Annotated in this window: 5 protein-coding genes and 1 pseudogene; all 6 read left to right on the top strand. The window is 57.0% G+C overall.

From position 1 onward, the window contains the following. On the top strand, positions 1-1,400 hold a 1,400-nt coding region (locus tag AC1DT6_RS39820; RefSeq protein WP_441637409.1), incomplete at its 5' end, for a DUF2345 domain-containing protein. Positions 1,401-1,430: 30 nt separating this feature from the next. Then, a complete protein-coding gene (locus AC1DT6_RS39825; RefSeq protein WP_441637411.1) occupies positions 1,431-2,684 on the top strand; it encodes a hypothetical protein in 1,254 nt (417 codons plus the stop codon). A gap of 21 nt (positions 2,685-2,705) precedes the next feature. After that, on the top strand, positions 2,706-3,596 hold the full coding sequence (locus tag AC1DT6_RS39830) for a hypothetical protein (RefSeq protein ID WP_441637413.1): 891 nt from the start codon (positions 2,706-2,708) through the stop codon (positions 3,594-3,596). A gap of 81 nt (positions 3,597-3,677) precedes the next feature. After that, complete coding sequence (locus AC1DT6_RS39835; RefSeq protein WP_441637415.1) at positions 3,678-3,926, top strand: PAAR domain-containing protein; 249 nt, start codon at positions 3,678-3,680, stop codon at positions 3,924-3,926. 12 nt (positions 3,927-3,938) lie between these two features. Further along, positions 3,939-5,183, top strand: coding sequence for a hypothetical protein (locus AC1DT6_RS39840; RefSeq protein WP_441637417.1), 1,245 nt, complete (start codon positions 3,939-3,941; stop codon positions 5,181-5,183). Continuing rightward, positions 5,183-6,444 (top strand): annotated as a pseudogene (locus AC1DT6_RS39845) (ImcF-related family protein); the annotation flags it as partial. The gene AC1DT6_RS39840 and the pseudogene AC1DT6_RS39845, both read left to right, overlap by 1 nt.

Here is a 6,444-nt window from a genome sequence, read left to right on the forward strand (position 1 = left end):
GGCCGAAAATCCAGGGCACGCTGAGCGCGCGCATCACCTCGCCCGGCCAATACAAATACGCGTACCTGACAAAAGCGGGCCACTACGTCGTCCGCTTCGATTTCGATTTTGAGCAATGGCCGAAGGGCATGGAAAGTGAGGCCATACCCCTAGCAAAACCGTATGCCGGCGGCCTGCAAACCGGGTTCCACTTCCCGCTCATCGACGGCACCGAAGTTGCGATTGCCTTTCGCGACGGCAACCCGAACAAGCCCTATATCGCGCACGCGCTGCATAACAGCCGGCAAGAGGACCTGATCACCACCCGGGACCGGTGGCTGTCGCGCAACCTGATCAGGACGCAGAGCAACAACAAGCTGCGCATGGAGGACTGGAAGGGAGAGGAGAGCATCAAGCTTTCCACCGAGTATGGTGGCAAGACCCAGCTCAACCTTGGCTACCTCGTTGATCGCAACAAGAAAAAGCGGGGGGAGGGCTTTGAGCTGCGCACCGACGCCTGGGGAGCGATCCGGGGTGGCAAGGGGCTGTTCCTTTCGGCGGACGCGCAGCCGAAAGCCGGTGGACAGCAGCTGGACATGCAGGAGGCCAAGGCGCAGCTGGATGCTGCGCTAGCCCAAATGCAGGCTCTCGCAGAGAGCGCACGGATGGCGCAGGCCCATGCCGCCGAGGTGGAAAAGCAGCGGCAATTCCTGGGGCAGCGCCTGGACAAGCTACAGCAAGCGGTGCTGTTGGCTACCGCGCCGGCTGGTGTCGCTGTAACCAGTGGGCATGACCTGCAACTGGCCGCGCAGGGACAGGTTACCGTCACGGCTAGCGGCAACGCCGATATCGGCGTTCTAAAGAAATTCACTGTGGCTGCGGGCGAAGCGATATCGCTATTCGCGCGAAAACTTGGCATAAAACTCTTTGCCGCCAAGGGTAAGGTCGAGATCCAGGCGCAGAGCGACGAGATGCACCTGACGGCGCTGAAGGACCTGAAGATCATCAGTGTTGATGGCAAGCTAATTCTGTCGGCCGAAAAGGAGGTCTGGCTTGGCGCGGGAGGCTCCTACATCCGAATCACCCCAGAGGGCATCGAGAACGGTACGCCGGGCGATATTCTGGAGAAATGCGCTTTCTGGGATAAGCCAGGGCCAGCGTCCATGTCGATACCGTTGCCGGGGCTTCCCGGGGAGAAAGGCTTCAGTGCGCAATTTACGGTGCGCGATCGCAGTGGGGCCATTCTACCCAACTATTCGTACCGACTGGAAGCAGAAAACGGGCTGGCTTGGCACGGCAGGACCGACGAAAACGGGATGACCGAGCGCATCTGGACCGCCAATCCGCAGAACGTGATTTTGCACCAGCACGATCCACATATTGCCGATGACGATCCCTTTGACGACCCCCACGATTGTTGAGCCACCTCATTTAGCAAGAAAGGACAATAGATGACTGGCCCGAACCAGACTCCCATTGGGACCATGATGTGTACCCAAAATCAGCCGACGCAAAACGTAAATTGCTTGACGCGCAAGGTGAGTTTTGTCTTTTACTGTGCGCCGTTGGATGAGAGTAATTCTATGTACGAAGCTGCTTACGGCAGCGGCGACGTTACACATCGAGCCATAACCTCATCGGCATCATATTTAAATAATCTGCCATTCGTGGTTGTTGATGCCGATACCAACCAGGTGATTTATCCTTATAACAATGCCAATGGCCAGACTGCGGCTTTTGGGCCGAAAGTGCACTCGAATACGCTGCATGACGGTGCGCGTTGGGTGCACTCTCTTCCACCGATAAATATACCGAATCACGTCAATAGAATCGCTTTGCATATTGCAAACGATGCTTATCAAGGATATAGAAGGTTTCAGCTATTTCCGTGGACGGTGCCGAATTCCGCTCACTGTAGGGTGAATGTCTACGAGCTGCGATCGGATTTGCAGGAGAGGTTTTCTGATGCTAACCAGCTTGGTCAATCACCAGCGGAAAATACATTGGCGGCTAAACCGGGATCGGCTGATGAATACTACGGCTATCTGAATGGTGACGTGTGGCTGAGCATCAGCCATGAATTCACAGACCAAGAAATCACACGCCTTTGCCCGCCAGAAACGCTATCCAGAACTGCGCAGGGCGGTGGCAATACTGAGAGGCTGGATGTCAATTGGACAGTGGTACTTCAACCGATCTATGGCGCGGGAGTGAATTCCCGCTCGATGGCTCCATTTAATGTCCGGATTGACGCGCTGGGTATTACCGCAAAATTCACTGAGAGGGCCGTCGCCAATGCCGTCTACACAAGCAATCGTACAACCGTCCAGCAAGCTTTACGTCGCACCTCGCCGCGCGCATTTGCGGCTCTTCTGAAAGCTGCGTGGCGCGTCCGTATCGATACGGTTGATCTCTCAAGCTCATGGCGGCCTATGCTGGGTTCGAGGCTGCATAAGATGGGAGTTGGGTTGGATGTCACCCATTTTGATGACGGGCAGGAAAATATTCATTTTGTGATACGCAATCAAGGGATTGCTGATAGAGGCAATGCGTTTCCTGCAAGTCCGGGAGGTAGGAGACTTGAGGCGCTATATGAGGAACTTAGAGGGGATCCAGGAGTATCGTCGGGCGCAGTGCATACGCCATGGAGAAGTTGGGTGATACCTCATGATAATCATATGCATATAACAGTCAAATTTGAGTAATTTATTTTTTTATAGTCATCAATGAAGAAAATGCTCATATTTTTTATTGCTGCGTGCGGGCTTTTCGGCCTCTCGCATGCCGATGCGAAAACTGACAAATTCGCAATCTACAACGGGAAAAAGGTGTATTACGACACACTTTTTGAGCCGAAATGTGCGTTAGCCGTTAGGAACTCCGTGGGAAAATTAAAAAAAGGCGATTTCTTAATGATAGATATCGCCTGCGAGCAATATCGGATTTCAAAAGATGATGATGTTATTTATCCATTCATCAATTCGCTAAGGGAGCCGTCAGCGATTGCAAAAAAGAGAGATTTCATCTCGCTGGATGAGCTGTCAGAGTGGAAGGGAAAGCCGCCCTTCCGCGTAATATTTTTCATCGGTTCTGTCATCGAAGACCCAGATCCACCACTAAATCCATCTTATCTACCATATGATGAAAAAAACAAAATAAAAAATTATATTATGATTGACGATAGTGGCTACGAGGTAAGTCTATCTGGAAAAAAAAGGACAGGTTACCGATTTTACCAGTTTATGGATAGGTGCTATCTGGCGACGGAAAGAAAGCCGCGGAAGTATAAGTCCGTGACATTCTGCCCGAATTCTGGAAGGTCGGGTTATGTTTTCCCCGAGACGGTTGATACGATAGGTCAGCCGTGGATCAATATCACGGAGAAAAATACAATTGACTTGGGCAAGCGCATGCCCGATACCGTCGTGATAGCCGGTGAACGGCCCGTGAAGCCGCTAATTTATTCAGACTTCCCGATTGGCGATAATGGCCGAGTCACTCAGGGGCGCGCGATGTGCATGGCTGATTGCGCGCCGGGCATGCTGTTCAGGCTACTAAAAAAAGGCCAAAGCATCTGGGGAGCCTCGGGAAAACCGCCTCCACAGGAGAAACATTAAGGTCCGTTCTGACGGAATCACCCGCCGAGGTGAAGTGCGCGGGGTCGTAATTACTTTTCGGTATTCGAGTTGAGAAGAAATATGGATCTTATCCGGTTTGGTGATGCTACCAATCATGGCGGCCTGGTCATCAGTGCTTCGTCGACCATGCGGTACAGCGGTCGCGCGGTGGCCCGCAAGGGAGACCAGGTATCCTGCCCCAAGCACCCCAATGTGCGGCCCAACCTGATTATTGACGGCGATGAATCCATGAAGGATCAAGGCGTTCCGATCGCACGCCATGGTTATCGCGCAATGTGTGGCTGCAAGCTGATTTCGAGTCTCCTTTGAAACTGATGACCGATGCCCATTGATTTTCCGGACCCTTCTCGTGCAGAGGATCAACCTTCGTCGCCGAACCCGATCGTGTGGCTGACGCTCCTGGTGGTGGTTCTGGCAACTGGTGTCGCCTGGACATTGCTTAACTGGCCGAAGAACCAACCCACGGGCACGCCATGGTTCTGGATGCAGTTGGTTGGATATCCGGGCTTGGCATGGTGTGTCTTGTTTGGCTTTCGCCTGCACTTTTATGAAGAAGAGAGTAATTATCTGGCGGCAAGGGAGGTAGTCCGGTTGGAGGACCGTGCGGAAGCCATCGCTTTTGGCGCCGAGCCACTGGCAGTGCTCGGCGCCGTGTATCTGTGTGCCATGGAGCCGAATGGTGTCTCGGCGCGGATTGCGCAGCGGGAATCGGCGTTGCGGGCACGTGTGCCGAAGCCTCGCATGCAGGCGATTCGTCATGCTCGACTTGCAATGGCTGAGACCGGCGCAGACGAAAAGGAGGCCGACCGTTATCGGCAGACATTCGAGGCGCTTTTAAAGGCAATTGACAAACCGCTGCGAGCCTTGCCGCCCAAGGTGCCATTCGACGTGCGATTGCAGTTGCCAGATGACGCTGAGCCAGAACGACTTCGTGAAGTATGGAAATCGTGCTGGAACAACGGTGGCCTTCGCCAGGCGGAGGTAATGCTGCTGCCTGCCAAAGAGGGGCTGATGATGCTGGATACCTGGCTGGATGAGTACGGTGGGCCGGCCTTGGAGACGTTCACCTTATTCGTCGCGGTTCAACTGCATGGCATGCCGCAGGAGAACAGTGGCGAGGTCGGCGCTGCTTTGCTGCTTGGCTGGGCGCCTTTGGCAGAAAGGAAAGACCTGGTGTCCATTGCGATGCTGCACCGTCCGGTGGCATGCGAAACCGATGGACTCAGCAGCGCCATCACGACCGCTGCCCTATGCGGACGTGCCAAGCCCGAGGACCTTCAGCACCTTTGGCAATCTGGCCTTTCCAAGGCGGACAAGACCGCATTGCTCAAGTGCGGATCAGACGTTGCCCTGGGGGCGGCACAGACGGATGAGTTGTCTGGCGTGCATGACATCGATCCCGCGCTCGGCGTTCCTGGCGTTGGCGCAGCGTGGTTCGGTGCGGCATTGGCAATCGAGGCTGCACAGCAAGACCTAGCGCCGCAGCTGCTCGCCTGCCGGGAAGGTGCGCTGCGACTGGCGGTTGTGCGCCCAATTGCACAACAGAATGAACGGGAAGCAACTTGATGGGCAATCGAAAGGACTTGGGCTACAAGATCGTGGTCGTTGGCATCACGGCGGCGGCAGCGGCGACAGTGTATTTCGTTGGCGCAGAGAGCATGTCTGCCCGCAGGCAGGCAGCAATCATTGCGCTGGCAGGTGCCGCGGTGCTCCTGCTGCGCGGTCCCATTACGGCGGCATGGGGCGCTGTTGCCCGCCGCTCGAAAGAACGGAAGCGATACCTGCGTGATCCCGGCGCGCGCCTAGGCAAGGGCCACGCTGCCAAAACGGGGCTGGCGGCGTTGCGCTTAGCAAGCCTCAAGCTCGCGTTGCAGGAGCGGCACTACCGCCGCCAGCCCCGTCTGCTGGTGACTGGAGATGACGCCGTGATTATCCGGCTGCTGCCAGAGCTGACTGAAGCGGGCTGGCTCAGCACACCGGATGCGATGCTGCTGTGGGATCAGACCGACAGCAACGGCCAGCCGGATATGGACTGGCTGAGGCAAATCTACAAACTACGCCGCCGCCGTCCGGTGGATGCCGTTGTCCTCGTGACCAACGGCGAGGCTGAGTTGCCGGCGCAACGCCGTATGACCTTGCCGTATGGCTTCAGCCTGGCGCGCATCGCCGAATTGCTGCGCTGGTCCGCCCCGGTTTACCTGCTGGATGTGGCGGAGGCGAGAACGGCGGCCCACGGCCTCATGCCGGTCATCAGTTGCGAGTTGCCGCGCCAGGCGGATGCGGACGCCATCGATGACGCGTTGCGCACGCTGCGCGACCAGCTGGCGCAGCGCGTGGTCGCGCAACTGATGGCGGGCAATCGCGACCGCTATATGGGGGAGCTTTCCCAGCGGCTCGACACCCGCGGCAAAGCGCTCGCCGACTGGATCGCCGGATTGGGGGGCCGGCAGCGCCGGCGCATCCCCGTGGACGGTATCGTCTTTGCGCCGTATCCACGGCCTGTCGCCGGCGACGCGAGCGTGCAGAGCAGCATCGACCTGCCGCTCTGGCATTACCTGGGCGAAGCCGCCCGCCGCCATCCGGGACGGCGCGTTGGCTGGCACCCGGTCACGGTGTCTGCCATCGTGTGCCTGACGGCCATCGGCTTGTGGGGCGCGGGCATGCTGGTGTCCAGCGTTCTGAACGGGCGGGACATCCACGCCGCCCGGCAATCCGTGAACGACTTTCAGTCGGCCCCCAACCCGGCGGCCCGCCTGCGCGCGCTTCTTGCCTTGCAGCAGCAGATCGAGCGCTACGAGTACCGTACCCAGCATCATGCGCCGCTTGC

This window comes from Cupriavidus sp. 01L45 (genome assembly GCF_056399885.1).